Annotated in this window: 21 protein-coding genes and 2 tRNA genes; 5 read left to right on the top strand and 18 right to left on the bottom strand. The window is 72.9% G+C overall.

Annotated elements, in window-relative coordinates; all coding sequences use genetic code 11:
- Positions 1-81 precede the first annotated feature (81 nt).
- The 11 genes from ACWPXV_RS07035 to mfd all read right to left on the bottom strand — a co-directional run bounded on the left by ACWPXV_RS07035 (position 82) and on the right by mfd (position 11,537).
- On the bottom strand, positions 82-1,482 hold the full coding sequence (locus tag ACWPXV_RS07035) for an NAD(P)/FAD-dependent oxidoreductase (RefSeq protein WP_454084568.1): 1,401 nt from the start codon (positions 1,480-1,482) through the stop codon (positions 82-84).
- Positions 1,483-1,796: 314 nt separating this feature from the next.
- Positions 1,797-1,870: transfer RNA gene (locus ACWPXV_RS07030), tRNA-Leu, on the bottom strand.
- Positions 1,871-1,902: 32 nt separating this feature from the next.
- Complete coding sequence (locus ACWPXV_RS07025) at positions 1,903-2,697, bottom strand: uracil-DNA glycosylase (RefSeq protein WP_454084567.1); 795 nt, start codon at positions 2,695-2,697, stop codon at positions 1,903-1,905.
- 36 nt (positions 2,698-2,733) lie between these two features.
- Complete coding sequence (locus ACWPXV_RS07020; RefSeq protein WP_454084566.1) at positions 2,734-3,666, bottom strand: Ppx/GppA phosphatase family protein; 933 nt, start codon at positions 3,664-3,666, stop codon at positions 2,734-2,736.
- Positions 3,663-4,190 (bottom strand): DUF501 domain-containing protein, encoded by a 528-nt coding sequence (locus tag ACWPXV_RS07015; RefSeq protein WP_454084565.1) that lies wholly within the window; start codon positions 4,188-4,190, stop codon positions 3,663-3,665. Before ACWPXV_RS07015 ends, ACWPXV_RS07020 begins: the two co-directional genes overlap by 4 nt.
- A 40-nt stretch (positions 4,191-4,230) precedes the next feature.
- Entirely contained in the window at positions 4,231-4,605 is a 375-nt protein-coding gene (locus ACWPXV_RS07010; protein WP_454084688.1) for an FtsB family cell division protein, read from the bottom strand.
- 388 nt (positions 4,606-4,993) lie between these two features.
- Positions 4,994-6,268, bottom strand: coding sequence for a phosphopyruvate hydratase (eno, locus tag ACWPXV_RS07005; protein ID WP_454084564.1), 1,275 nt, complete (start codon positions 6,266-6,268; stop codon positions 4,994-4,996).
- 78 nt (positions 6,269-6,346) lie between these two features.
- Positions 6,347-7,006: a MazG family protein gene (locus ACWPXV_RS07000; protein ID WP_454084563.1), complete on the bottom strand. Its 660-nt coding sequence runs from the start codon at positions 7,004-7,006 to the stop codon at positions 6,347-6,349.
- Entirely contained in the window at positions 7,003-7,554 is a 552-nt protein-coding gene (locus tag ACWPXV_RS06995; protein WP_251839648.1) for a hypothetical protein, read from the bottom strand. Before ACWPXV_RS06995 ends, ACWPXV_RS07000 begins: the two co-directional genes overlap by 4 nt.
- Positions 7,555-7,654: 100 nt before the next feature.
- Positions 7,655-7,810 (bottom strand): hypothetical protein, encoded by a 156-nt coding sequence (locus tag ACWPXV_RS06990; RefSeq protein ID WP_454084562.1) that lies wholly within the window; start codon positions 7,808-7,810, stop codon positions 7,655-7,657.
- A gap of 142 nt (positions 7,811-7,952) precedes the next feature.
- Positions 7,953-11,537: a transcription-repair coupling factor gene (gene mfd / locus ACWPXV_RS06985; RefSeq protein WP_454084561.1), complete on the bottom strand. Its 3,585-nt coding sequence runs from the start codon at positions 11,535-11,537 to the stop codon at positions 7,953-7,955.
- Between the two features lie 148 nt (positions 11,538-11,685).
- Here mfd and ACWPXV_RS06980 point away from each other — a divergent pair, with 148 nt between their 5' ends.
- On the top strand, positions 11,686-12,306 hold the full coding sequence (locus ACWPXV_RS06980) for an L-threonylcarbamoyladenylate synthase (RefSeq protein WP_454084560.1): 621 nt from the start codon (positions 11,686-11,688) through the stop codon (positions 12,304-12,306).
- A gap of 3 nt (positions 12,307-12,309) precedes the next feature.
- Here the strand turns inward: ACWPXV_RS06980 and pth are convergent, their stop codons facing one another.
- The 6 genes from pth to ACWPXV_RS06950 form a co-directional block, all read right to left on the bottom strand.
- Positions 12,310-12,903 carry an aminoacyl-tRNA hydrolase gene (gene pth / locus ACWPXV_RS06975; protein ID WP_454084559.1) on the bottom strand — a complete coding sequence of 198 codons (594 nt, stop codon included), beginning with the start codon at positions 12,901-12,903 and terminating at the stop codon, positions 12,310-12,312.
- A gap of 68 nt (positions 12,904-12,971) precedes the next feature.
- On the bottom strand, positions 12,972-13,604 hold the full coding sequence (locus ACWPXV_RS06970) for a 50S ribosomal protein L25/general stress protein Ctc (protein ID WP_454084558.1): 633 nt from the start codon (positions 13,602-13,604) through the stop codon (positions 12,972-12,974).
- Positions 13,605-13,897: 293 nt separating this feature from the next.
- Positions 13,898-14,818 (bottom strand): hypothetical protein, encoded by a 921-nt coding sequence (locus ACWPXV_RS06965; RefSeq protein ID WP_454084557.1) that lies wholly within the window; start codon positions 14,816-14,818, stop codon positions 13,898-13,900.
- A 209-nt stretch (positions 14,819-15,027) separates the two neighbouring features.
- Positions 15,028-16,008, bottom strand: a complete 981-nt coding sequence (locus ACWPXV_RS06960) for a ribose-phosphate diphosphokinase (RefSeq protein ID WP_454084556.1) — start codon at positions 16,006-16,008, stop codon at positions 15,028-15,030.
- Positions 16,005-17,552 (bottom strand): bifunctional UDP-N-acetylglucosamine diphosphorylase/glucosamine-1-phosphate N-acetyltransferase GlmU, encoded by a 1,548-nt coding sequence (gene glmU, locus ACWPXV_RS06955; RefSeq protein ID WP_454084687.1) that lies wholly within the window; start codon positions 17,550-17,552, stop codon positions 16,005-16,007. The genes ACWPXV_RS06960 and glmU overlap by 4 nt, the downstream gene beginning before the upstream one ends.
- A 177-nt stretch (positions 17,553-17,729) precedes the next feature.
- Positions 17,730-17,801: transfer RNA gene (locus tag ACWPXV_RS06950), tRNA-Gln, on the bottom strand.
- Positions 17,802-17,923: 122 nt separating this feature from the next.
- Between ACWPXV_RS06950 and ACWPXV_RS06945 the strand changes: the two genes are divergently transcribed.
- The 4 genes from ACWPXV_RS06945 (at position 17,924) to ACWPXV_RS06930 (ending at position 21,405) form a co-directional block, all read left to right on the top strand.
- On the top strand, positions 17,924-18,538 hold the full coding sequence (locus tag ACWPXV_RS06945; protein WP_454084555.1) for a TetR family transcriptional regulator: 615 nt from the start codon (positions 17,924-17,926) through the stop codon (positions 18,536-18,538).
- A gap of 72 nt (positions 18,539-18,610) precedes the next feature.
- Positions 18,611-19,531, top strand: coding sequence for an ABC transporter ATP-binding protein (locus ACWPXV_RS06940; protein ID WP_454084554.1), 921 nt, complete (start codon positions 18,611-18,613; stop codon positions 19,529-19,531).
- Complete coding sequence (locus tag ACWPXV_RS06935) at positions 19,528-20,751, top strand: ABC transporter permease (protein WP_454084553.1); 1,224 nt, start codon at positions 19,528-19,530, stop codon at positions 20,749-20,751. Before ACWPXV_RS06940 ends, ACWPXV_RS06935 begins: the two co-directional genes overlap by 4 nt.
- 156 nt (positions 20,752-20,907) lie before the next feature.
- Positions 20,908-21,405, top strand: a complete 498-nt coding sequence (locus ACWPXV_RS06930; protein WP_454084552.1) for a MarR family winged helix-turn-helix transcriptional regulator — start codon at positions 20,908-20,910, stop codon at positions 21,403-21,405.
- On the opposite strand, the gene ACWPXV_RS06925 is transcribed toward ACWPXV_RS06930, so the two are convergent.
- Positions 21,402-22,772, bottom strand: a complete 1,371-nt coding sequence (locus ACWPXV_RS06925) for an FAD-binding oxidoreductase (RefSeq protein ID WP_454084551.1) — start codon at positions 22,770-22,772, stop codon at positions 21,402-21,404. The genes ACWPXV_RS06930 and ACWPXV_RS06925 overlap by 4 nt on opposite strands.
- Positions 22,773-22,832 lie beyond the last annotated feature (60 nt).

Raw genomic sequence — 22,832 nt, 5'->3', positions numbered from 1 at the left:
CGTCCTCGCTACGGGAAAAGGAACTGCGCGCCTGATGGATCAGGCGCGCAGTTCCTTTTCAGCAGCGGGGTCCGAGGAGGGTCACTCCTTCGCCGCGGACGGCGAGGGCTGCTTCTTCTGGTTGTTGGTCGCCGCCGCGACGAAGGACGCGCGCGGGCTCTGCAGGGAGCCCAGGGCGACGAGCTCGCGGCGGAAGAAGAGCGCGGTGGTCCAGTCGAGGACGATGCGCACCTTGCGGTTGAAGGTCGGCATCGCCCACATGTGGTAGCTGCGGTGCATGAACCAGGCGATCGGCCCGCGGAGCTTGAGCCCGCCGACGTTCGCCACGCCCTTGCCCAACCCGAGGGACGCGACGGTCCCGATGTTCTTGTGCTTGTAGTCCTCCAGCGGCTCCCCGCGCAGGGCCCGCACGAGGTTCTGCGCGAGGTGCTTGGCCTGGCGCACGGCGTGCTGGGCGGTGGGGCCGGTCGTCGCGCCGTGCTCGCCGGTGAGGTCCGGGACGGCGGCGCAGTCGCCCGCGACCCATGCACCCTCGACCACGCCGTCGTCGTTCACGACCTGGAGGGTCGGCAGCGCGCGGACACGGCCGCGCTCGTCGAGCGGGAGGTCGGAGTTGCCGAGGACGGGGTTGGCCTTGACGCCGGCGGTCCACACGACGGTGCCCGCCTGGAACTCCTCGCCGGTGGAGAGCTTGATGTCCCCGTCGACGCAGGACTCGAGGAAGGTGTTGAGGTGGATCTCGATGCCGCGGGCGCGCAGCTGCTCGAGGGCGTAGCCGCCGAGCTCCTCGCCGACCTCGGGCAGGATGCGGCCGGCGCCCTCGACGAGGACGAAGCGCATGTCCTCGCGGCGGATGCCGTCGAAGTTCTTGGCCGCGGCGCGGGCCATGTCCTCGATCTCGCCGAGCGCCTCGATGCCGGCGAAACCGCCGCCGACGAAGACGAAGGTCAACTTGCGGCGACGCATCTCCGGGTCCCAGGTGGACGCGGCGACGTCCATCTTGCCGAGCACCTGGTTGCGCAGCGCGGTGGCCTCCTCGACCCACTTGAAGCCGATCGCGAACTCCGCGAGGCCGGGGATCGGCAGTGTGCGGGCCACGGCGCCGAGGCCGACGACGAGCTCGTCGTAGGACAGCTCGTAGGGCTCGCCCTCCTCGACCGGCTCGACGACGACACGGCGCTCAGCGTGGCGGATCTCCGAGACGCTGCCGGTGACGAGCGTGCAGCCGCGCAGCTCGCGGCGCAGCGGCGCGACGACGTGGCGCGGCTCGAGGGCGCCTGCGGCGGCCTCCGGCAGGAAGGGCTGGTAGGTCATGTAGGAGCGCGGGTCGACGATCGCGATCTCGACCTCCTCGCGGCTCATCCGCTTTCGCAGACCGAGCGCGGTGTACAGGCCGATGTACCCGCCTCCGAGAATGAGGATGCGCTTGGTGCGGCGCGGGCGCGGCGTGCTGGCAGGGGCCGTTCCGGTCGAGGCAGTCATACGTCGATCGTAGGTCGCCGGTGTCCGGTTCGCGCGGTACGGGCACGTATTGTCCCGCATCTCACGCTTCCGGCTACAGGAACTCCTCGGTCGAATCCTCCAGCAGGGAGGTGGTGGGACGGACGCCGTTGTCCGTGCCGTCCCGCACCTCCTGCCGCGTACTCTCGAGCACCGCGGACACGTCCATCGTGATCTCCATTCCTCGGGCCGCCCGCCCGAGCTGGTGACTCAAGTCTGCGCCGCCGCGCGCGGCGCGGCATCCGCCGCGAGAACGGCTGTGCGTGGACCAAAGGACGACTGTGTCCGGACGTCGGTGCCCCCAGCGGGACTCGAACCCGCACTGAGCCGATTTTAAGTCGGCTGCCTCTGCCGATTGGGCTATGGGGGCGACGCCCGAACATCCTAGGGGGGGCGCCGGCGTCAGCCCGTCGCCCGGCAGCGTGCCAGGACGTCGTCGAGCATGGCCTCGGTGAGCCGGCCGGTGAAGGTGTTCTGCTGGGACACGTGGTAGGACCCGATGAGCCTCACGGTCCGCCCGCCGGGGGAGGTGACGTCCGCCTCGGCGCCGTGCCCGAAGGCCGGCCGCGGGCGCGGGACCTGCCAGCCGAGCGCGACGAGCGCCGAGAGCGTGGCCTGCCAGGCGATGCCGCCCAGGGCGAGCACCGCCGTCGTCGTCGGCTCGAGGAGGGTGATCTCCCGGTGCAGCCAGCCGGCGCAGGCGGCCCGCTCGTCGGGGGTGGGCTTGTTGTCGGGCGGGGCGCAGCGCACGGCGGGGACGATGCGGGCACCGGTGAGCTCCAGGCCGTCGTCCGCGGCGACGGACGTCGCCTGGTTGGCGTAGCCGGCGCGGTGCAGCGCCGCGAAGATCCAGTCCCCAGAGCGGTCCCCGGTGAAGAGCCGGCCCGTGCGGTTGGCGCCGTGCGCGGCGGGCGCGAGACCGACGACGAGCAGGTGGGCGGCAGGGTCACCGAAGCCGGCTGCGGGCCGGCCCCAGTAGGTCTGCTCCGCGAAGGCACGGCGCTTGACGTCGGCGACGTGCTCGCGCCACTCGACCAGGCGCGGGCAGGCGCGGCAGACGGTGGAGCGGGCGTCCAGGGTGAGGAGGTCCCGGCTCCCCGCGGCGAGGCGGCGCACACCCGCCGCGGAGCGGGCCACGGGGGTCTGCGGGGTGGCGCGGTCGCCCGGCCAGCCGCTTCCCGGCGGGACATGACTCATCCCGCCATCATGGACGATCCGCCTGCGCGGGGCAGGTCAGCGCAGGCTGAGCGCGATCCCGTCAAGGATGTCGTGCTCGCTCGTGCGGACCGTCGGCAGGTTGCCGGTGGCGCGCTGGACGGCGCCGACGACCTCGCCCCAGATGAGGGCGCCGGCGCCGATGACGTCGACCCGCCCCGGGTGCATGAAGCCCATGGCCGCCCGCTCCTCGCGGGTGGCCTGGAGCAGCGCCTCGCAGGAGGCCAGCACGGCCGCGGTCGGCAGCTCGGCGCCGTCCACGCGGATGCGGTCGTACTCCGGCAGGCCGAGGGCGTGGGCGGTGACGGTGGTGACCGAGCCGGCGACGCCGACGACGGTGCGCACCTCCGCGAGCGGCACCTCGGCGGCCGCCTCGGCGAGCGCGTCGCGGACGTCCTGGCGGGCCGCCTTCACCTGCTTGCCGGTGGGCGGGTCGGCGCGCAGGTGCCGCTCGGTGAGCCGGACGCTGCCCATGTCGAGGGAGACGCCGGCGCGGGGGACGTCGTCGCCGATGACGAGCTCGGTGGAGCCGCCGCCGATGTCGACGACGAGGAGCGGGCGCGCCTGCTCGGCGCCGATGACGCTCGCGGCGCCGGCGAAGGACAGCGCGGCCTCCTCCTGCCCGCTGACGACCTCCGGCTCCACCCCGAGGAGCGTGCGGACGCCGTCGACGAAGGTGTGGCGGTTGCCGGCGTCGCGGGTGGCGGAGGTCGCGACGAAGCGGGTGGCCTCGACGCGGTGCGCGGCGCAGATCTCGGCGTAGCGGCGCACCGCGGTGAGGGTGCGCTCGAGCGCCGTGGGGTCGAGCATGCCGGTGCGGTCCACGCCCTGCCCCAGACGCACGACCTCCATCTCGCGGGCGACCTCGACGAGCGGGCCACGGCGCGAGACGTCGGCGATGAGGAGGCGGATCGAGTTGGTCCCGCAGTCGATGGCGGCGACGCGCGTCATCGCTCGCTCCCCTCGCCGCAGGTGCACCGGTCGGCCCGCCAGCGGGGGCGGATGAGCTCGAGGGCCTCGTCACCCAGCGGGTTGACGCCGGGGCCGGCGGCGAGGGCGTGACCGACGAGGACGTGGAGGCACTTGACCCGGCTGGGCATGCCGCCGGCGGAGATGCCGGCGATCTCCGGCACCTCCCCGAGCTCGGCGCGGCGCGCGAGGTAGTCCTCGTGGGCCGCGGTGTACGCGGCGGCGAGCTCCTCGTCCTGCGCCAGCCGCTCGGTCATCTCGCGCATGACGCCCTCGGCCTCGAGGGTGCTCACGGCGCGCACGGCGCCGGGGGCGGTGAGGTAAAAGGTCGTGGGGAAGGGCGTGCCGTCGTCCAGGCGCGGGGCGGTGCGCACGACGAGCGGGCGTCCGCACACGCACCGGGCGGCGATGTCGACGACGCCGCGGGGCAGCCGGCCGAGCTGCTCGGCCAGGACCTCGAGGTCCTCGGGCGTCACGGTCGGGGAGACGGGGTGCGCGTCGGTCACCGGGAGATTGTCACCCACGGACCCGCGGGCGACGAAACCCTCAGTCCTCCGGCGCGGGCTTCTCCCCGGGGACCGCCTGGCCGGCCATCGAGACCGACTCCCACAGCGCCAGGTACCAGGGGGCGTCGGCCATCCCGGGCACGCCGGACTGCTCGGGCTCCGCCTCGGCGTCCTCCCCGAGGACGGTCTCGGGGTCCACGACGCGGAAGGTTTGCTCGCCGGGCATGACGTAACCGAGCCGGTCGCGGGCCTGCGCCTGGACGAAGGTCTCGTCCTGCCACTGCTCGAGCTCGAGCTCGAGGGCGGAGTTGCGCTTCTCGGTGGCGACGATGTCGGCGTTCAGCTGGCGCAGCTGCTCCTGCTGCTCCACCGCGTGACGCAGGGTGGGCGCCAGGACGATGAACGCGACGAGGATGACGACGAAGAGCCCCAGGCCGCGCAGGGTGATGGTGGGACTGGTCGCCTCCTCGCCCGGGTCCTGCCGTGCGGCGCGCGCGACGGCGGCGGACGAGGGGGCGGGTGGGCCCGGTGGGCCGGCTGGGGCCGGTGGGGCGGCCCGGCGCGGCCGGCCGGGCGGGGTCCGCGGGTCCCACGGCGCACGCCCGGCGGGCGCACGGAGGAGGGCCGCGCGGCGCCACCGGTACCGCGACGGCCGGTGGGGCGGCGCGCTGTCATGTCCACATCGTCTCTCACGCTCGGCCCGGCGCCCGGTAGCCGGTGCACGTGAGTCGGCCGGCCCGCCCGAGACGGGGACCGGCCCGGCCCCCGCGAGGGGACCGGGCCGGCCGGGGTGCGCTGGTGGCTCAGGCGCGCGGGAAGGCGGAGCGTCCGGCGTAGACGCCGGCCTCGTCGAGCTCCTCCTCGATGCGCAGGAGCTGGTTGTACTTGTTGATGCGCTCGCCGCGGGCGGGCGCGCCGGTCTTGATCTGGCCGGCGTTGACGGCCACGGACAGGTCCGCGATCGTCGTGTCCTCGGTCTCACCGGAGCGGTGGGAGACCATGGCGGTGAAGCCGTTGCGCTGGGCGAGGGACACGGCGTCCAGGGTCTCGGTCAGCGTGCCGATCTGGTTGAGCTTGACCAGCAGGGAGTTGGCCGAGCGGAGCTCGATGCCCTTGGCCAGGCGCTCGGGGTTGGTGACGAACAGGTCGTCGCCGACGATCTGGGTGCGGGTGCCGATGGAGGCGACGAGCTCGGACCAGCTGCCCCACTCGTCCTCGCTCAGCGGGTCCTCGATGGACACGAGCGGGTAGTCCGCGACCAGCTGGGTGTAGTAGGCGACCATCTGCTCGGGCGTGGTGGCCGTGCCCTCGAACTGGTAGGCGCCGTCCTTGAAGAACTCGGTCGCGGCGACGTCCAGGGCAAGGGCGATGTCCTCGCCCGGGGTGAAGCCGGCCTTCTCGATGGCCTCGAGGATGAGGTCGAGGGCGGCGCGGTTGCTCTCGAGGTTGGGGGCGAAGCCACCCTCGTCACCCAGGCCGGTGGCCAGGCCACGGCTCTTGAGGACCGACTTGAGGGAGTGGTAGGTCTCCGCGCCCCAGCGCAGCGCCTCCTTGAAGGTCGCGGCGCCGATCGGGGCGACCATGAACTCCTGGATGTCGACGTTGGAGTCCGCGTGGGAGCCGCCGTTGAGGATGTTCATCATCGGGACGGGCAGCACGTGGGCGTTGGGGCCGCCGACGTAGCGGAAGAGAGGAAGGGCGGCGCTCTGGGCGGCGGCGCTGGCGACGGCGAGGGAGACGCCGAGGATGGCGTTGGCGCCGAGCTTGCCCTTGTTGGCGGTGCCGTCGAGCTCGATGAGGGTCTGGTCGATGAGGCGCTGCTCGCTCGCCTCGAGGCCGAGGACCTCGGGGGCGATGTCGTCGACGACGGCGTTCACGGCGTCCTGGACGCCCTTGCCGAGGTAGCGGCCCTTGTCGCCGTCACGGCGCTCGACGGCCTCGAACGCGCCGGTCGAGGCGCCCGAGGGCACTCCGGCGCGGGCGATCGTGCCGTCGTCCAGTGCGACCTCGACCTCCACGGTGGGGTTTCCACGCGAGTCGAGGATCTCGCGTGCTCCTACGGCCTCGATGCTGGCCACGGATGTCTCCTTCATGTCGACGTCTGACTTGTCGGGTCCACGATAGTCCCGGTGCCGCGCACGCGACCGGGACCTCCGTCAGCTGGGACCCTGCCCGCGGGCGTCCTGGAGGGTGCGCAGGTGGGCACGCAGGGCGGCCTCGGCGTCGACGCCGGCGTCCTCGGCGCGCAGGACCAGGCCCATGAGCTCGCGTCCCAGCGCGGCGTCCTCGTCGACGACGGCGGGCGAGGACTCCCCGCCGAGAAGCGCGTCGTCGGCCGTTCCCTCGCGGCGCAGGCGCCGGGTCACCTTCTGCGCGCGCGCGAGGGCGGGCAGGGCGAGCGGGATGCCGGCGAGCACGTCCTCACCGGTGCGCTCGCGCTTCTTGATCTCGTGCCAGGCGGCCTCGACGTCGGCCGCCGAGCTGACGTCGTCGGCCTCGGCGAAGACGTGCGGGTGACGGCGGACGAGCTTGTCGAGCAGGACCTGGGCGACGTCGTCGAGGTCGAAGGGGTCGTTCGGGTGCTCCTCCGCGACGCGGGCGTGGAAGAGGACCTGGAGGAGGAGGTCGCCGAGCTCACCGCGCAGCGCGTCACGGTCGTCGGACTCGGCCGCCTCGGCGAGCTCGAAGGCCTCCTCGACGGCGTAGGGCGCGAGCGAGCGGTGGGTCTGCTCGGCGTCCCAGGGGCAGCCGCCGGGTGAGCGCAGCCGGTCCATGGCCGCGACGACGGCGGCCATGGCGTCCCCGCGGGCGGTCACCCGAGCGGGGTGGCCGGCGGGGTGGTCGTGGCGATCCAGGGCAGGGCCTGCGGGACGATCTGGCCGCTCGGGTCGAACTCGCCGTAGCGCGGGCTGACCTCGACCTCGGCCTCGCTGATGCGCTCGGTGATCGCCTGCGTGGCGGCCGCACCCTCGGGTGCCGCGGCGAGGCGCTGGTTGACGAGGGTCATGCGGGCGACGTCGATGACGCCGCTGCCGTAGCCGTCCTCGGGGGCGGTGAGCCCGGAGACCTCGGCCTGCTGGTCGAGGAGGGCCACGGCCTCGTCCTCGGAGGCGCCCACCCCGTGCTCGGCGCCGACCTCGATGAGGACGGGGGCCACGACGAGGGTGCCGAGCATGGCGACCGAGTCGACCTGCTGGCCGGTGACGGCGGCGAAGTCGGAGACCGCGCGGGCGAGCTCGGCCTCGGTGATGCGCTCCCCGTCCACGACCGCGGCGGCGCCGGGGTGCGCGGAGCAGCCTCCGAGCGCGAGTGCGGTCAGCAGGGTGGCTGCGGCGATGCCGCGGCTCAGCCTCGTCGATGTCACCGTGTTACCTCCCTCGTCCGGCCGGCGGCGCACCGGCCCGCACCATCGTACGGGAGCCGGGGAGCGCTCCTGCCCCGCCACGGCGGGGCAGGACGGCTCGTCAGAGGAGGTCGTGGTCGGTGGCGCCGCAGCACTCGCAGAAGTAGTGGCGGGTGCGCGTGGCGCCGCGCGCCTCGGGGCAGTAGACCTCGAGGCCGTCACGGTCGATGTCCTCGGCCGTCAGGGTGATGGTGCGCTCTGCGGTGGCAGTGGTCATGTCGTCTCCTTCCGTCACTCCCCACTGTCACACCGACCACTGACATCGCCGCGGCTGCCACGCCGCGCGGGCCGCCAAGCCCCCGGCCACCCCGCGCCGGGACGCACTCCCCCGCCCGACGTCGACAGCCGGACTCCTCCGGTCAGGAGGTGGCGACCTGCGCGGCGGCGGCGACCGAGGAGGTGAGCACGGCCTCGATGAGCTCCCCCGCCCAGACGAGCAGGGCGGCGTCGTGCAGCGGCTTGCCCGCGACCTTCGCCGTCATGGGGAACGGGACGAGGATCGTGCGGACGGCGGGCTTGAGCACGGTGCCCGGGTAGAGGCGCTTGAGGCGCAGCTGGGCCGACTCGGGCAGCTCGACCGGCGCGAAGCGGACGTACTTGCCCTGCGCGGTGATGTCGCTCAGGCCGACCGCGCGGGCCCGCATCCGCAGCGCCGCGACCGCGAAGAGCCGCTCGATCTGCTCGGGGACAGGCCCGTAGCGGTCGGCGAGCTCGGTGCGGACGGCGTCGATGGCGGCGTCGTCGTCGGCCGCGGAGATCTTTGCGTAGGCCTCCAGGCGCAGCCGCTCGTGCTCGATGTACTCGTGCGGCACGTGCGCGTCGACCGGCAGCTCGATACGGACGTCGGCCTTCTCCTGCTCCTTCTCCCCACGGAACTCCGCGACGGCGTCGGCCACCATCCGGATGTAGAGGTCGAAGCCGACCCCGGCGATGTGGCCCGACTGCTCCCCGCCGAGGAGGTTGCCTGCCCCGCGGATCTCGAGGTCCTTCATCGCCACCTGGATGCCGGCGCCGAGCTCGGTGTGCGAGGCGATGGTCGTGAGGCGGTCGTGCGCCGTCTCGGTGAGCGGCTTCTCCGGCGGGTAGAGGAAGTAGGCGTAGGCGCGGTCGCGGCCACGGCCCACCCGGCCGCGCAGCTGGTGGAGCTGGGACAGGCCGAAGGTGTCGGCGCGGTCGACGAGCAGGGTGTTGGCGTTGGAGATGTCCAGGCCGGTCTCGACGATCGTCGTGCAGACGAGGACGTCGAACTCCTTGTTCCAGAAGTCCTGGATGACCTTCTCCAGCTGGTGCTCGCCCATCTGCCCGTGGGCGACGGCCACCCGCGCCTCCGGCACGAGCTCGGAGATGCGCGAGGCGGCGCGCTGGATCGAGGAGACCCGGTTGTGGACGAAGAAGACCTGCCCCTCGCGGAGCATCTCTCGCCGGATGGCCGCGGCCACCTGCTTCTCCTCGTAGGGGCCGACGTAGGTGAGGATCGGGTGGCGCTCCTCCGGCGGGGTCGCGAGCGTCGACATCTCCCGGATACCGGTGATCGCCATCTCCAGGGTGCGCGGGATGGGCGTCGCGCTCATCGCGAGGACGTCGACGTTCGTGCGCAGCTGCTTGAGCGTCTCCTTGTGCTCGACGCCGAAGCGCTGCTCCTCGTCGACGATGACCAGACCCAGGTCCTTGAAGCGGATCTCGCCGGTGAGGAGGCGGTGGGTGCCGATGACGACGTCGACCTTGCCCGAGGCCAGGTCCTCGCGGGTCGCGGTGGCCTCGGCGTCGCTCTGGAAGCGGGACAGGGCGCGCACCTCGACGGGGAAGCCGGCGTAGCGCTCGGAGAAGGTGTCGAAGTGCTGCTGGACGAGGAGGGTGGTGGGCACGAGGACGGCCACCTGCTTGCCGTCCTGGACGGCCTTGAAGGCGGCCCGGACGGCGATCTCCGTCTTGCCGTAGCCGACGTCGCCGGACAGGAGGCGGTCCATGGGCATCTGCCGCTCCATGTCCCTCTTGACCTCCTCGATGGTGACGAGCTGGTCTGGGGTCTCGACGTAGGGGAAGGCGTCCTCGAGTTCCCGCTGCCACGGCGTGTCCGGGGCGAAGGCGTGGCCCTTGGTCGAGGCGCGGGCGGCGTAGAGGCGGATGAGCTCCGCCGCGATCTCCTTGACCGCCTTGCGGGCGCGGCTCTTGGTCTTGGCCCAGTCACCGCCGCCCATCTTGTTGACGCTCGGCGCCTCCCCACCGGAGTACTTCGTCACCTGGTCCAGGGAGTCGGTGGGCACGAAGAGCCGGTCCCCCGGCTGGCCCCGCTTGGACGACGCGTACTCGATGACGAGGTACTCGCGGGTGGTGGCGTCCTTGCCGCGGCCCACGGTGCGCTGGATGAGCTCGATGAAGCGCCCGACGCCGTGCTGCTCGTGGACGACGTAGTCGCCCGGCCGCAGCGCGAGCGGGTCGACGACGCCCCGCCGCCGCGAGGGCATCTTGCGCATGTCGCGGGTCGAGGTGCCGGCGCGGCCGGTGAGGTCGGACTCGGTGACGACGGCGAGCCGCAGCTCGGGTGCGACGAAGCCGCGCGGGACCGACGCCGTCGTGACGAGGACGACGTCGGCGGGCGGCTCCTCGACGACGTCCTCGACCTGGCGGGCGGGGACGTCGGAGTCGGCGAGCTGCTCGACCATGCGGCGGGCCTGGCCGGGGCCCTGCGTCGTGATGAGCAGGCGCCACCCGTCCTGGGTGAGGGCGCGCAGGTCCGCCAGGGCGCGCGGGACGTCGCCGCGGTAGGGCTCGACGTCGCGGGCGGCGACGGCGGAGGTGTCCTCGTCCGCTGCGCCGTCGTCGGGGGCGTCGGGCATCTCGGCGGAGAGGCTGGTGAGGTCCCACCAGCCGAGGCCGCGGCTGCGGGCGAGGTCGTGGGTGTCCTCGAGCGTGGCGAACGAGGCGCTGCGCAGCTCGACGGGCGTCGTGCCGCCCGCGGCGGCGGAGGCCCAGGCCGCGGCGAGGAACTCCTCGGTGGTCGCGACGAGGTCGTGCGCGCGGCGGCGGATGCGCTCGGGCTCGGACATGAGGACGAGGGCGTCGTCGGGAACGAGGTCGAGGACGGGCTGGAGGCCGTCGACGAGGAGCGGGGCGAGCGACTCCATGCCCTCGACGGCGATGCCCTCGCTGAGCCGCTCGAGCATGTCCGCGGCGCCGGGCATCTCCCCGACGAGCGACTTGGCGCGGGCGCGGACCGCTCCGGTGAGGAGCATCTCGCGGGCCGGCGGCGCCCACAGGCCGTGGTCGGCGACGTCGAGGCTGCGCTGGTCCGCGACGGAGAACCAGCGGATCTCCTCGACGGTGTCGCCCCAGAACTCCACGCGCATCGGGTGGTCCTCGGCCGGCGGGAAGACGTCGAGGATGCCGCCGCGGACGGCGTACTGGCCACGGGACTCGACCATGTCGACGCGCGAGTAGGCGGCTGCGGACAGGCCGGCGGCGACCTCCTCGAGGCTGCGCTCGTCACCGACCTCGAGCTCGACCGGCTGGAGGTCGCCGAGCCCCGTGATGACCGGCTGGAGGAGCGCGCGCACGGGCATGACGAGGACGCGGATCGGGCCGGTGCGCCCGGTGCCGGGGTGTGCCAGGCGACGGAAGACCGCGATGCGGCGGGCGACGGTGTCGCTGCGCGGGGACAGCCGCTCGTGCGGGAGCGTCTCCCACGAGGGCAGCACCGCGACGTCGTCGGCGGGGAGGAAGTTGCGGACGGCCGCCGCGGCGTCGTCGGCCTCCCGGCCGGTGGCCGTGACGATGACGACGGGCCGGTCGGTGCGCCCCTCACGCTCGGTGATCGCGGCGACGAGGGCGGCACGCACGCCGAGCGGGATGCTCACGGCCCGCTCGCCACCCTGTGCGGCCGCGGCGACCGCCTGGGCGAAGGCAGGGTCGGCGAGGAGCGGAGGGATGAGTCCGGTGAGTCGCATGGGTCCTTCGCGGGTGGGCAGCACAGGCGCCCCGCATCCTGGTCCGGAGCGGGGGAACCCCACGATTCTACGGCGGCTCGGCGCGCATCTCCCGGCGAGCACCCGCAGTTCCGCTGCCGGCCGAGGCGACCTGCGGCACACTGGGCCGATGGCGCGCTACGTCGAGCTCCACCCCCAGGACCCCCAGCCGCGCCGCCTCGCGCAGGTCACCGAGGTGCTGCGCGACGGCGGCCTCATCGCCTACCCGACCGACTCCGGGTACGCGCTCGGTGCGCGGCTGGGCAGCAAGGACGCCCTCGACCGGATCCGTACGATCCGGCGCCTGGACGACAAGCACCACTTCACCCTCATGTGCGCGACCCTCGCCCAGGCGGGCACCTTCGTCATCCTCGACAACGCCGGCTTCCGGCTGGTGAAGTCCCTGACGCCCGGGCCTTACACCTTCATCGTCAAGGCGACGAAGGAGGTGCCCAGGATGATGCTCCAGCCGAAGAAGCTCACCGTGGGCGTGCGGGTGCCCGACCACCGTGTGGCCCTGGCGATCCTCTCCGAGCTCGGCGAGCCGATGCTCACGTCCACGCTCATCCTGCCGGACACCGCCGAGACGATGTCGGAGGGCTGGGTCGTCAACGACGAGATCGGCCACCTCGTCGACGTCGTCGTCGACGCACCCGTCGCGTCGGTCGAGCCGACCACCGTCGTCGACCTCACCGGCGGCGCCCCCGAGGTGGCGCGGGCCGGAGCGGGTGACACCTCCCGCTTCGAGTGACCCTCAGGCGGTGTGGAGGCGCAGCTGCGCCTTCTCCAGGCCTTCGATGACGACCTGCTCGACGGCGTCCGCCGCCTCCTCCAGGGTGACGAGGAGCTCGGGCCGCTCGGCCGGGGCGAAGTCACGCAGGACGAAGTCCGCGGCGTCCATCCGGCCCGGCGGGCGCCCGATGCCCACGCGCAGGCGCACGTAGTCCTTGGTGCCGGTCGAGGCGGAGATGGAGCGCAACCCGTTGTGCCCGCCCTCGCCGCCGCCGCGCTTGAGGCGGAGCGTGCTCGGCGGCAGGTCGAGCTCGTCGTGGACGACGAGGAGCCGCTCCGGGGGAATGTCGTAGAAGCGCAGGAGCGCACTGACGGGCTCGCCGGAGAGGTTCATGTAGGTGCCGGGGATGGCAAGGACCACTCGCGGGCCGGGGGCACCGCCGGGCAGCACGCCGAGGCGCGCGTCGGCCACGTGGGCGCGTGCCTTGTGGCTGGTGAGCGAGCTGCCGGCACGGCGCGCGAGGACGTCGATGACCATGCGCCCGACGTTGTGCCGGTTGCCCGCGTACTTCGGGCCGGGGTTGCCGAGCCCGACGACGAGCCAGGTGTCGTTCATGTCTCTCCCTGCACAGACGTGAGCCCACGTCACGCCCGGCGGTCCGGGCGTGACGTGGGCTCAGGGCATCAGGCCTCGGAGGAGTCCACGCCGGCGGAGGCGCCGGCCTCGGCGGACGCCTCGTCGGCGGCGAGGTCGTCGGCCGACGCGCGCGGCGTCGAGACGATGACGACCTCGTGCTCCGGGTCGACGTCGATCGTCGCACCCTCGGGGCGGGGGATGTCGCTGACGCGGATGATCGCGCCGTCCTCGAGGCCCTCGATGGAGACCTCGACGAGCTCGGGGATGCTCGTGGCGGGGACGGTGACCGTGAGGTGCTGCAGCTCGACCTGGTGGATCGTGCCGGGAGCCGACTCGCCGACGACGTGGACCGGGACCTCGACGGTGACCTTCTCGCCCTTGCGGACGATGACGAGGTCGACGTGGTCGATGGTGCGGCGGACCGGGTCGCGCTGGATGTCCTTGGCGAGGGCGGTCTGCTCCTTGCCGTCGATGACGAGGGTGAGGAGCGCGTTGGCGTTGTCCTTGAGCGCGAGGAAGGTCGCGTGGGACTCGAGCGCGAGGTGCTGGGGGGCCTCGCCGTGCCCGTAGAGGACGGCCGGGATGAGGTTCGCGCGGCGGGTGCGGCGGGCGGCGCCCTTGCCGAACTCGGTGCGGGTCGTTGCGGTGAGGGTCTGGTTGTCGGCCACGAGGGTCTCCATGTCTGGCGTCGGACGGCGGCAGCACCTGGGCGCGGGAGGACACGCGGCACCCGGAGGCGCCACCGCGTCGATCACGGAGCCGGTGTCCGAACTCCTCGCCGAGGCAACCTGTCAATGGTACCCGACCCCGGCGCCCCGCCGGTAGGCCGCCCCCTGTGCCCCGCCGCACCCCACGCCCGCGCCCGCGCGCCCCGCGGCGCGCCCGCTTCCCACCGCCCCCAGCCTCCGCGCTGCTGATCCTGCTTCCGCTGCTGACATGTCAGCAGCGGGAATCGGATCAGGCGCGGGATCAGTCAGGACTCGGTCAGGCGGCCAGGGTGGAGGCCGGCTCGCGCCAGCAGCCGCGCGAACCGCCCGCGGTCGATGGCCTCGTCCCACGTCCACCGGACGACCCCGAGGCCCAGACGTCGCAGCCGGTCCTCGCGCTGCTTCTCCCGCCACAGTGCCTGCCGGGCGTCCGAAACGTCACCCGCGATCTCCCGACCGAACTTGACCTTGCCGTCGAACTCCCCGACGAGCCGCAGTTCCGGCCACCAGAAGTCGGTCCGGCCGACGAACCCGTCCGCGTCGTAGAAGTCGTGCTGCAGCAGGGGGACGGGAAGCCGCAGCTCGATCATCTGGGCGCGGCTGAGCGACTCCCCGACAGACTCCGACCGCGGATCGGCATGCTCGACCACCGCCCGTGCCCGCCCTGCTCCCCGGTGATGGCCGATCTTCTCGACCTCGGCGAGGAGCTGCTCGTGCGTCGCCATCCCCGCGCGAAGCACATGGTCCGCGCTGGCGAGCCCGGAGGTGAAGCTGCGTGTGCGGGCGAGGTCCACGACGGTCCGTGCCGGGTGGACCACCGCGATCCCGTCGACGGTGACGAGCTCCGGCATCTCTGCTGTGCCGTGGCGGATGATCCGCGCGCTGCTCCGACCCCCGCGGCCGGCCTTCACCATGACGTGCGTACGGTCCGGCCACGGACCGATGATCGGGATCTCGAGCATGACGGCAGCGGACTCGTGCGCGAGTGGCGCCCGGGAGCGCATCGACTCGACCGTGGCCCGGACGACGTACTCGTAGCGCAGTGCTGGTGACGCGGCGCCAAGGGCCTCGCGGTGGACGTACGTGCCGTGCCGCAGCCTGACGACGGACGCCTTCGCCGAGCGGATGTCGACTCCGCGGAGAGCAGCGTCGCGGGTGGGGATGAGGTCGATCGGCTCCCGGTCCATCCCCGCACCCTCACCCACCGGCCCCTGGGCACGGGCGGCGCCGAGGCGATCTGGGGACGGAGGCGACCGCACGTTCACCTGTGCGGCACCCTCCTCCGATCTGCGCTGCAGATGCTGATCGGCGCGGCTGATATATCAGCCGCGCCGATCAGTTTCAGCAGCGGGGTCCGGCGTGGGGTGGGGCACCGGGGGCCGGGCCGGAGTGGGCGTTACGCGTTGCCGTCGAAGAGGCTGGTGACCGAGCCGTCGTCGAAGACCGCGCGGATGGCGCGGGCCAGGAGCGGGGCGATGGGCAGCACCGTGAGCTGGGGGAAGTGCTTGCTCGCGTCCAGCGGGAGGGTGTCGGTGATGACGACCTCCCGGGCCCCGCACTCGCTCAGCCGCTGGGCGGCGGGGTCGGAGAGCACGCCGTGGGTGGCGGCGACGATGACGTCGCGCGCCCCGGCCGCCTTGACGACCTTGACGGCCTCGGCGATCGTGCCGCCGGTGTCGATGAGGTCGTCGACGAGCACGCAGGTGCGCCCCTCGACCTCGCCGACCACGCGGTTGGCCACCGCCTGGTTGGGCCGGGTGATGTCGCGGGTCTTGTGGACGAAGGCGAGCGGCCCGCCGCCGAGCTTCTCGGCCCACTTCTCGGCCACGCGGATCCGGCCGGCGTCCGGGGAGACCACGGTGACGTTGCTCGTGTCGACCCGCGAGCGCACGTAGTCGGTGAGGATCGGCATCGCCCACAGGTGGTCGACCGGCCCGTCGAAGAAGCCCTGGACCTGCGCGGCGTGGAGGTCCACCGACATGAGGCGGTCCGCGCCGGCCGTCTTGAACATGTCGGCGATGAAGCGCGCGGAGATCGGCTCGCGACCCTTGTGCTTCTTGTCCTGCCGGGCGTAGGGGTAGAAGGGCGCGATGACGGTGATCCGCTTGGCCGAGGCGCGCTTGAGCGCGTCGACCATGAGCAGCTGCTCCATGAGCCACTGGTTGATCGGCGCCGTGTGCGACTGGAGCACGAAGGCGTCCGAGCCGCGCACGCTCTCCTCGAAGCGGACGTAGATCTCACCGTTGGCGAAGTCGTAGGCGGTGGTGGGGACGAGCTCGGTGCCGAGCTCGCGGGAGACGGCGTTCGCCAGAGCGGGGTGCGCCCGTCCGGACACAAGGACGAGTCGCTTCTCGCCGCGTGAGGTGATGCCTGTCATCGCTCGGTGCTGCTCCCGGTCGTGTCGGTGGTGGCGTCGCCGTCGCGCGGGACGGCGCCGCCGTGGTTGCCGCGGGCCAGCTCGGCCCGTGCCTGGGGGGACAGCTCCCGCTCCTCGTCGGCCACGAGCGCCTTGCTCGCGGCCTCCGCGGAGGGTGTGCCGGGCCGGCGCCGCAGCACCCAGCCCTCGATGTTGCGCTGGGTCATGGAGTTGACGGCCAGCGCACCGGGCGGGACGTCCTTGAGCAGGACGGTGCCGGCACCGGTGTACGCGCCGTCGCCGACGGTCACCGGCGCGACGAACATGTTGTCCGAGCCGGTGCGTGCCCCGTTGCCGACCTTCGAGCGGTGCTTGTGCACGCCGTCGTAGTTGACGAAGACGGAGGCGGCGCCGATGTTCGTGCCCTCCCCGATCTCCGCGTCACCGACGTAGGACAGGTGCGGGACCTTGGAGCCGGCCCCGATCTGGGCGTCCTTGGTCTCGACGAAGGTGCCGATCTTGCCGCCCTCGCCCAGGACGGTGTCCTGGCGCAGGTACGCGAAGGGGCCGACCGTGGCGCGCGGGCCGACGGTGGCGCTGAAGCCGTGCGTGCGCACGACCGTGGCCTCGGCGCCGACGACGACGTCACGCAGGGTGGTGTCGGGACCGATCTCCGCGCCGTCGTCGACGGTCGTCGTGCCGTGCAGCTGGGTGCCGGGGTGGATGGTGACGTCGCGGCCGAGACGGACGTCGGCGTCGACCCACGTGGTGGCGGGGTCGACGACGGTGACGCCGGCCCGCATCCACTCGGTGACGATCCGGCGGTTGAGCTCGGTGCCGAGCGCCGCGAGCTGGGCGCGGTCGTTGACGCCGGAGACGAGCCACTCGTCCTCGACGACGAGCGCACGCACCCGCTTGCCGTCGCCGTGGGCGAGGGCGACGACGTCGGTGAGGTAGACCTCGCCCTGGTCGTTGGCGTCGTCGACGCGGGTGAGGGCGTCGCGCAGCACCTCGGCGTCGAAGACGTAGATCGAGGCGTTGATCTCGTCGATCTCGCGCTGCTGGGCGGTGGCGTCGCGCTCCTCGACGATCGCGACGACGTCGCCGCTGTCGTCGCGCACGACGCGCCCGTAGCCGTAGGGGTCGGGCAGGCGGGTGCTGAGGAGGGTGACGGCGTTGCCGTCGGCCTCGTGCGCCGCGAGCATCTGCTGCAGGGTGGCGGAGTCGAGGAGCGGGACGTCGCCGGCGGTGACGACGACGGGGCCCTCGAGCTTTCCGCCGCCGGACGCGGTGGCGCCGGACAGGAGCGCCGCACCGGCCTCCTCGAGGCCGTCGAGGACGCCGAGGGCGCACTGGACGGCGCGGCCGGTCCCGGGCACGGCGTCCTGGTCGACGACGACGACGCCGGGCAGCTGCTCCCCGGCGTGCGCGGCGACGGTCTCCCGCTCGTGGCGCACGACGACGGCGAGGCGCCGCGGGTCGAGCTCGGCACCGGCGCGGAGCGCGAAGCCGAGAAGGCTGCGGCCGGCGATGCGATGGAGGACCTTGGGGGTCCGGGACCTCATCCGGGTGCCCTCACCTGCGGCAAGGACGATGACGGCGGCTGGCTGGGCACTCACGCGTGTCGGCTCCCTCGTCGGGTCCTGCTCGGGGTGTTCCCCGGGCTTTGTGCGCTCACCACTCTATCCCGGCGCACGAGCGGCCGGGCCCGCGCGGATCCTGTCCTGCGGGGTGCCCGGGCGCTCCGCCCCCAGGATTCGAACCCGGACCTCAAGGCACCAAAGGCCTGTGTGCTGCCGTTACACCAGGGCGGACCGCGCCGTGCGCGGCGCAGCGCCTAGTCTGCCAGGCCGCGTGGGCAGCCCGGCCGCCTGTCGGACCCGCCAGGCATGATGGGTGGGTGACCAGTGACCGATCTCGCACGTCCCGCGCCCGGATGACCGCCGGACAGCGCCGGGAGCAGCTGCTCGACGTCAGTCGCGAGCTCTTCGCCGAGAAGGGCTTCGAGGGCACGAGCGTCGAGGAGATCGCGTCCCGCGCCAAGGTCTCCAAGCCCGTCGTCTACGAGCACTTCGGCGGCAAGGAGGGTGTGTACGCCGTCATCGTCGACCGCGAGCTGCAGCAGCTGCTGGCCGCGCTGAGCGGCGCCCTGGAGACGGGCGGGCACCCCAAGCGGATCGTCGAGCGGACCGCGCTGGCCCTGCTCGAGTACATCGAGCTCAACACCGACGGCTTCCGCATCCTCGTGCGCGACTCCCCCGTCGCGCAGGCCACCGGCACCTTCTCCTCCCTCATCGGGGACGTCGCCACGCAGGTGGAGCACCTGCTCGCCGAGCAGTTCCGCCGTCGTGGGCTGCCGACGAGCACGGCACCGATCTACGCGCAGATGCTCGTCGGGATGATCGCGCTCACCGGGCAGTGGTGGCTCGAGGCGCGCCACCCCGACCGGGAGACCGTCGCCGCGCACCTCGTCAACCTCTCGTGGAACGGTCTGGCCGCCCTCGAGAAGAGCCCGCGGCTGACCGGTCTGCCCGACTCCGCGTCGGACTGACAGATCGTTCGGGGCGTCACACCCGTCCCCTAGACTCTGGCCCGAACCCGCCCGGCGACGACGGAAGAGGCCATGCCACAGCTCGAGTTCGACCACCTCAACAAGGCGTACGGCACGTTGCGCGCCCTCACCGACCTCACCTTCGCCGTCGAGGGCGGGGAGATCTTCGGCTTCGTCGGGTCCAACGGTGCCGGCAAGACGACGGCGATGCGCATCGCCCTCGGCGTGCTCGCCGCCGACTCCGGTGAGGTGCGCTGGAAGGGGCAGCCCCTCGACCTCGACATGCGCCGCCGCGTCGGCTACATGCCCGAGGAGCGTGGGCTGTACCCGAAGATGAAGGTCGGCGAGCAGCTCGTCTACCTCGCCCGCCTCCACGGCATGGGTGAGAAGCAGGCCACGACGGCGATGGAGCAGTGGACCGAGCGCCTGGGTGTCGAGGCGCGTCGCGGTGACGACGTCGAGAAGCTCTCGCTGGGCAACCAGCAGCGGGTGCAGCTCGCGGCCGCGCTCGTCCACGAGCCCGAGATCCTCGTCCTCGACGAGCCCTTCTCCGGCCTGGACCCCGTCGCCGTGGACGTCATGAGCGGGGTGCTCTCCGAGCGCGCCGCCGCCGGCGTCCCCGTCATCTTCTCCTCCCACCAGCTCGACCTCGTCGAGCGCCTGTGCGACCGCGTCGGCATCGTCCGCGCCGGCCAGATGGTCGCCGTCGGCACGAAGGAGGAGCTGCGCCGCACGCCGAACGCGCGCTGGCGCGCCGTCGTCGACGGCGCACCGGCCGGGTGGGTGCGCACGGTGCCCGGGGCGCGGGTGCTGTCCGACGACGGCCGCGAGGTCGTCGTCGAGCTCACCGGCCACGACGCCGGTGTCGAGCAGCCGCTGCTCTCCGCCGCCACCGCCGCCGGACAGCTCCGCGAGTTCGGGCCGGTCGTGCCCACGCTCGCCGACCTCTTCCGTGGCGTCGTCAGCGAGACCGAGGAGAAGGACGCAGCATGAGCAAGGACAGCACCAGCCGGAACTCCACCCTCGCCAACGTCGGCATGGTCGCGCGCCGCGAGGTCAAGGCCCGCTTCTTCACGAAGTCCAACCTCATCTCGCTGGCCGTCATGGTCATCGTCATCGTCGTCGGCATCTTCGTCCTCGACTACTTCGCGAACCGGGACGCCGACGACGGCGCAGCGGACTTCACCGTCGGCGTCGAGAGCGGCGTCGCCGAGCTCGAGCCCCAGCTGACCGCCGCGGGCACCGCCCTGGGCACGACGATCGAGGTTGAGGAGCTGACCCGCGAGGACGCCGAGTCCCGGCTCACCGAGGACCTCGACGCCTTCCTCGCCGGGGACCCGGCACGTCCGGAGATGCTCGTCGAGGAGGAGGCGGACCAGCAGCTGCTCGGGCTCGTCACCTCCGCCGTCCAGGCCCACGTGCTCACCGCCCAGGTGAGCGAGCTCGGCGGGGACCCGCAGGCCTTCAACGAGGCCCTCGCGACGGCCGGCCCGCAGGTGGCGAGCGTCGAGAGCGAGGAGGAGGGAGACGACTTCGGTCCCCGCTACCTCGTCGCGATGCTGGCGATCTCCCTGCTGCTCTTCGCGCTCATCGGCTCCGGCTCGCTCATCGCGATGGGTGTCGTCGAGGAGAAGACCTCGCGCGTTGTCGAGATCCTCCTCGCGACGATCCGCCCCTCCGAGCTGCTCGCCGGCAAGATCCTCGGCATCGGGATCGTCGGCCTCGCTCAGGTGGTCATCCTCAGCGTCGCCAGCGCTGTGCCCGCGTGGGCCACCGGGCTGCTCGACGGCTTCGAGATCGACCTCGGAGGGACGCTGCTCCTCGTCCTCCTGTGGTTCCTCCTCGGGTTCATCCTGTTCTCGCTGCTCTTCGGCGGCTTCGCGGCGCTGGTCTCCCGGCAGGAGGAGATCGGGGCGGTCACCACGCCGCTCATGTTCCTCATGTTCGTGCCGTTCTACCTGGCGATCTTCATGGTCACCTCCGACCCGGACAGCACGATGGTCAAGATCTTCTCCCAGATCCCGTTCTTCTCCCCGTTCATGATGCCGGTGCGCAACGTCTTCGGCGGCGTGGAGACGTGGGAGATGCTGCTGTCCATCGGGATCGCGCTCGCGACGATCCCGGTCCTCGTGTGGATCGCCGGGCGGGTCTACCGCCGCGGCGTGCTCCACACCGGTGGCCGGATGAAGCTCACCGACGCCCTGCGCGGCTGACACCCACTCACTCCCCGTCGCCGAGAGCCGGACTCCTCCGTGGAGGAGTCCGGCTCTCGCCGTTCCTACCCTTGGATCCCGGCTCTCGGCGTCGAAGGGGTGGGCGGGAGGCCTTGGGGTCCGCCGATTTATCTTGATGTCGAGTAATCTCAAGACATGCTCAAGGGCCAGGACGAGGTCGACCGCATCGTTGCGGCGTGGGGGCGGGAGCGCCCGGACCTCGACCCCCGGCCGCTGCACGTCTTCTCGCGGGTCTCACGCCTCTCGCGCCGCCTCGACCTCGCCCGCCGCCGGGTCTTCATCGACCACGCCCTCGAGGGCTGGGAGTTCGACGTCCTGTCCGCGCTGCGCCGCGCCGGCGAGCCCTACGAACTGACGGCCGGCCGGCTGCTCAACGAAACGCTCGTGTCCTCGGGGACGATGACGAACCGCATCGACCGGATGGTGGCCCACGGCTACGTCGTCCGCGCCGTCGGGACCACGGACCGCCGCGTCGTCCTCGTCCGCCTCACCCCGCGGGGCAAGGAGACGGTCGACGCCGCCATGGCGGACCTGCTCCTGTCCGAGCAGGAGCTGCTCGCCGAGCTCGACCCGGCCGAGGCGGAGCAGCTCACCAGCCTCCTGCGCCGGCTCCTCCTGCCGCTCGACTCCTAACCGCCCGGGCTCGCCGGGGCGGGCGTGACGTTGTGGTTGTAGCGGAAGACGTTGTCCGGGTCGTAGGTCCGCTTGACCTCCCCCAGCCGCTCGAGGACCGCACCGGGGTAGGCCGCGGCGACGTCGTCCGCCGTCGTCTCCGACATGAAGTTCACGTACCCCGCGCCGACCAGTCCGAGCGACCTCGCCGTGGCGTCGGCCCACGCCTGTGCGGCGGGGAGGGCGGCGGGGTCCGGCGTGGGCGCGGCGACGGACGCCATGACGGCGTGGTGCCGGTGCGCGAACGCGGTCGCGTCCACCGGGACGCGGGCGATCGCCCCGCCCATGGGGCGGAGGTTGACGGCGGTGAACGTCGTCGCGGTCGTCACCGCGTCGAGGGCGGTGGCAGCCCACTGCTCGTCGAGGCGGTCGGTGAAGCCGGTGCGCATCGCCGGGTGCAGCGGCTGCGGGGACGGGGGTGGCCCCTGGAGCATGTCGGTGTACGCGCGGGGGCCGATGTCCTCGACGAGAGGCTCGTCCAGCGCCCGGAGGGGCGCGAGCGCGAAGTCCGCCTCCGCCTCCGGGCCTGACCAGCACACGAGGACGAGCATGACCGGTCTGCCGTGCAGCGACTGCGGGAGGAACGGCGCAGGCGGCGCGACGAGGAGGTTGATCATCGCGCTGAGCCCGTCAGCCGCGTCGAGGACCACCTGGTTGGCGGCGGCGAGTCGCTCGGGGGTCGGCTCGAGGACGAGCATCCCGCCGGTGACGGCCGTCGTCGGCCGCAGCCGAAGGGTGAGCCTGGTGACGACGCCGAAGTTGCCGCCGCCGCCCCGCAGCGCCCAGAAGAGGTCCGGGTGGTGCTCCGCGTCCGCGGTGACGACGCTCCCGTCGGCGAGCACGACCTCGGCGGCGAGGACGTTGTCGACCGTGAGCCCGTCGCGCCGGCTGAGGAACCCGATGCCGCCGCCGAGGGAGATGCCCGCGACACCGACGGTCCCGGTGTCCCCGAAGCCAGTGGCGAGCCCGTGCTCCCCCGCGGCGCGGCTGTAGGCACCGGCGGTCGCACCGCCGCCGGCATGGCCAACGAGCGCGTCCGGGTCGATCGAGACGGGGTCGAGGCCCCGCACGTCGAGGACGAGACCGCCGGGGCCGGCGCCGTGGTGGGCGTAGCTGTGGCCGCCGCTGCGGACGGCCACGGAGAGGCCCGCCTCGCGGGCTCCGCGGACGGCGGCGACGACGTCCGCCGTCGTGCCCACCTGCGCGACGGCGGCGGGATGGTCGCCGACGGCGGCGAACTCCCGGGCGGTGAGCTCGGCGAAACCGTCGGCGTCGGGGCGCAGGAGCCGGCCGGCGAAGGTCTGCTCCAGGTGGGCGAGGGCTGTCATCGTCGGCCTCACTTCCGGAAAACGGTCGGAGGCCAGGAGAGTAGGACGGCGCCCGCGCTC

This window comes from Georgenia sp. Marseille-Q6866 (assembly GCF_965111665.1).
Note: the sequence above shows the minus strand (reverse complement) of the source record. Positions and strands in the feature narration are given on the sequence as shown.

Coding starts and splice junctions, on each gene's coding strand:
- ACWPXV_RS07035 (WP_454084568.1), bottom strand. CDS start 1,482: ATGACTGCCTCGACCGGAACGGCCCCTGCCAGCACGCCGCGCCCGCGC.
- ACWPXV_RS07025 (WP_454084567.1), bottom strand. CDS start 2,697: ATGAGTCATGTCCCGCCGGGAAGCGGCTGGCCGGGCGACCGCGCCACC.
- ACWPXV_RS07020 (WP_454084566.1), bottom strand. CDS start 3,666: ATGACGCGCGTCGCCGCCATCGACTGCGGGACCAACTCGATCCGCCTC.
- ACWPXV_RS06990 (WP_454084562.1), bottom strand. CDS start 7,810: ATGACCACTGCCACCGCAGAGCGCACCATCACCCTGACGGCCGAGGAC.
- mfd (WP_454084561.1), bottom strand. CDS start 11,537: ATGCGACTCACCGGACTCATCCCTCCGCTCCTCGCCGACCCTGCCTTC.
- ACWPXV_RS06980 (WP_454084560.1), top strand. CDS start 11,686: ATGGCGCGCTACGTCGAGCTCCACCCCCAGGACCCCCAGCCGCGCCGC.
- pth (WP_454084559.1), bottom strand. CDS start 12,903: ATGAACGACACCTGGCTCGTCGTCGGGCTCGGCAACCCCGGCCCGAAG.
- ACWPXV_RS06970 (WP_454084558.1), bottom strand. CDS start 13,604: ATGGAGACCCTCGTGGCCGACAACCAGACCCTCACCGCAACGACCCGC.
- ACWPXV_RS06965 (WP_454084557.1), bottom strand. CDS start 14,818: ATGGACCGGGAGCCGATCGACCTCATCCCCACCCGCGACGCTGCTCTC.
- ACWPXV_RS06960 (WP_454084556.1), bottom strand. CDS start 16,008: ATGACAGGCATCACCTCACGCGGCGAGAAGCGACTCGTCCTTGTGTCC.
- glmU (WP_454084687.1), bottom strand. CDS start 17,552: ATGAGGTCCCGGACCCCCAAGGTCCTCCATCGCATCGCCGGCCGCAGC.
- ACWPXV_RS06945 (WP_454084555.1), top strand. CDS start 17,924: ATGACCGCCGGACAGCGCCGGGAGCAGCTGCTCGACGTCAGTCGCGAG.
- ACWPXV_RS06940 (WP_454084554.1), top strand. CDS start 18,611: ATGCCACAGCTCGAGTTCGACCACCTCAACAAGGCGTACGGCACGTTG.
- ACWPXV_RS06935 (WP_454084553.1), top strand. CDS start 19,528: ATGAGCAAGGACAGCACCAGCCGGAACTCCACCCTCGCCAACGTCGGC.
- ACWPXV_RS06930 (WP_454084552.1), top strand. CDS start 20,908: ATGCTCAAGGGCCAGGACGAGGTCGACCGCATCGTTGCGGCGTGGGGG.
- ACWPXV_RS06925 (WP_454084551.1), bottom strand. CDS start 22,772: ATGACAGCCCTCGCCCACCTGGAGCAGACCTTCGCCGGCCGGCTCCTG.